The sequence below is a fragment of the Methanocalculus sp. genome, from assembly GCF_029762515.1.
GTDB lineage: Archaea > Halobacteriota > Methanomicrobia > Methanomicrobiales > Methanocorpusculaceae > Methanocalculus.
Genome location: NZ_JARVGN010000449.1, coordinates 1 through 1,750, shown reverse-complemented (window position 1 = coordinate 1,750; position 1,750 = coordinate 1). Strand labels below are relative to the sequence as shown.

Genomic DNA, 1,750 nt, shown 5'->3' with positions numbered 1-1,750 from the left:
AAACGGACGCCCTGAATATTATGTTTAAATGATCCAAGCCCTTCCCCCTCACAGATTGAAGAGAGGCATTTCTCCCCGAAGTGGCCAAACGGGATATGCCCGATGTCATGGCCAAGTGCGATCGCCTCAAGAAGATCCTCGTTTAAATGGAGGGATCGTCCGACTGTCCGGGAGATCTTTGAGACGAGCTGGACATGGAGAACCCGGTGGGTGATATGATCGTTTTCAAGGAGCGAGAAGACCTGTGTTTTGTCGATATAACGGGCGTATGCCCGCGAATGGAGGATCCGATCCGCGTCACGGGAGTACGGTGAGCGGATATCTTCCTTCTTCCGATCGTATCTCCGGATGGCATCACTGCTCCGTGTCGCATTCTTTGAGAAGAGGGCTTCACGTCTTTCAAGGTAGGCACGGGTACTGGCAAGGAGCTCGTCCGGAGTGATCATTAATGGGAAGAGATCTGTTGTCAGTGATAATCAGGATGCCGGATGGGGTAGAGTGTTAGTACATCTCCAGAGTTTCTCAATAAGCCTCATGTGTGCCTCTGTGGGATTGCGGGTAAGATAAACGGAAAGATAATCCTATATGGGTGATAATCGGACACTACAATCAAACAGGAAGAAAATTTATTACCTCAGGTAAAATATACACAACGTGATGATCCTATGGATGCAACCTTTACCATACCAAAAACATTTCTTTCCGTAATCAAAGTCCGTGAAGATGAACTCGACAGATTCCTACGTCGTACGCTGGCAGTTGCTTTCTATAGGGATGGAAGATTATCACTCGGTAAAGCGGCAGAGTTTGCAGGAATGAAGAGCAAATGGGAGATGATCATGCTCCTGGATGAGAATAACATACCTGTTGATTATTCAGCCGAGGATGCAGAGTCAGATGTAAAAACCCTCCGAAAGCATCTGGAGCGGTAATCCATGGTTGTTGTCTCAAATTCCACGCCGCTTATCGCACTTTCGAAGATCAGGAAACTCTCTCTTCTGAAAGACTTCTTTGAAGAGATCGTGATTCCAGAGGAAGTATATAATGAAGTCGTCATTCGAGGGGGAACTTTGTATGGTTCAGCGGAGGTTGCAGATTCTCGATGGATTCATCTCAGAACTGTTCATAATAGACAGGCAGTTGATGCACTGTCACTAAACCTGGATCGTGGAGAGTCTGAGGCAATCATTTGTGCACAGGAACTCGGGGCTCTTCTACTCATTGATGACAGGGATGGAAGAAATGCAGCTTCTGAACTTGGGATTCCAATTACCGGAACAATAGGCATTCTCCTTATGGCTGCTGAAGATGGGCTGATTCACTTTCAAACAGAACTTGATTTTTTAGTGGCATCAGGATTCAGGCTGAGTGAAAGAGAATATGCAAGGATTGTAAAGATGTCAGAGAGAGATTAGGGCTCAATCCATACAATCTGTCTCTCGGCTGCAGGTAGCATCAGTTATCAGATCCTTGCCTGATGGCCATAACGTGCAACCCGGAAAGAGGGTGCAATTCAAGTGAAATTATTGGAGCGGGAAGAAAGGGTGAGCAGATACTTTTACCTCAGATCAGGGCAAGTAGAAGTTGATAGGAAGGGGATGGCATCTGGATATCAGGGAAGATGATGAGATGGAGGTTCTCCAGAGGAGGGTGCTTCGGGATGGGAAGAGTATCGATATTCTGGTCGAGCAGCTCACCCATGTCAGCATCCCATACCGGGTGAAAGCGGCAACCGAACTTGGAAAGATCC

The 1,750-nt window shown here is 47.0% G+C and carries 3 protein-coding genes; 2 read left to right on the top strand and 1 reads right to left on the bottom strand.

Translation table 11 applies throughout. The features are described from left to right. Nucleotides 1-446, bottom strand: a 446-nt coding sequence (locus QCH34_RS12025; RefSeq protein WP_300334487.1) for an HD domain-containing protein, incomplete at its 3' end; no start/stop codon positions are given. A gap of 219 nt (nucleotides 447-665) precedes the next feature. Between QCH34_RS12025 and QCH34_RS12020 the strand changes: the two genes are divergently transcribed. After that, nucleotides 666-932 (top strand): UPF0175 family protein, encoded by a 267-nt coding sequence (locus tag QCH34_RS12020; RefSeq protein ID WP_300334486.1) that lies wholly within the window; start codon nucleotides 666-668, stop codon nucleotides 930-932. Nucleotides 933-935: 3 nt separating this feature from the next. Further along, nucleotides 936-1,415, top strand: coding sequence for a DUF3368 domain-containing protein (locus QCH34_RS12015; protein WP_300334485.1), 480 nt, complete (start codon nucleotides 936-938; stop codon nucleotides 1,413-1,415). Nucleotides 1,416-1,750: the final 335 nt, after the last annotated feature.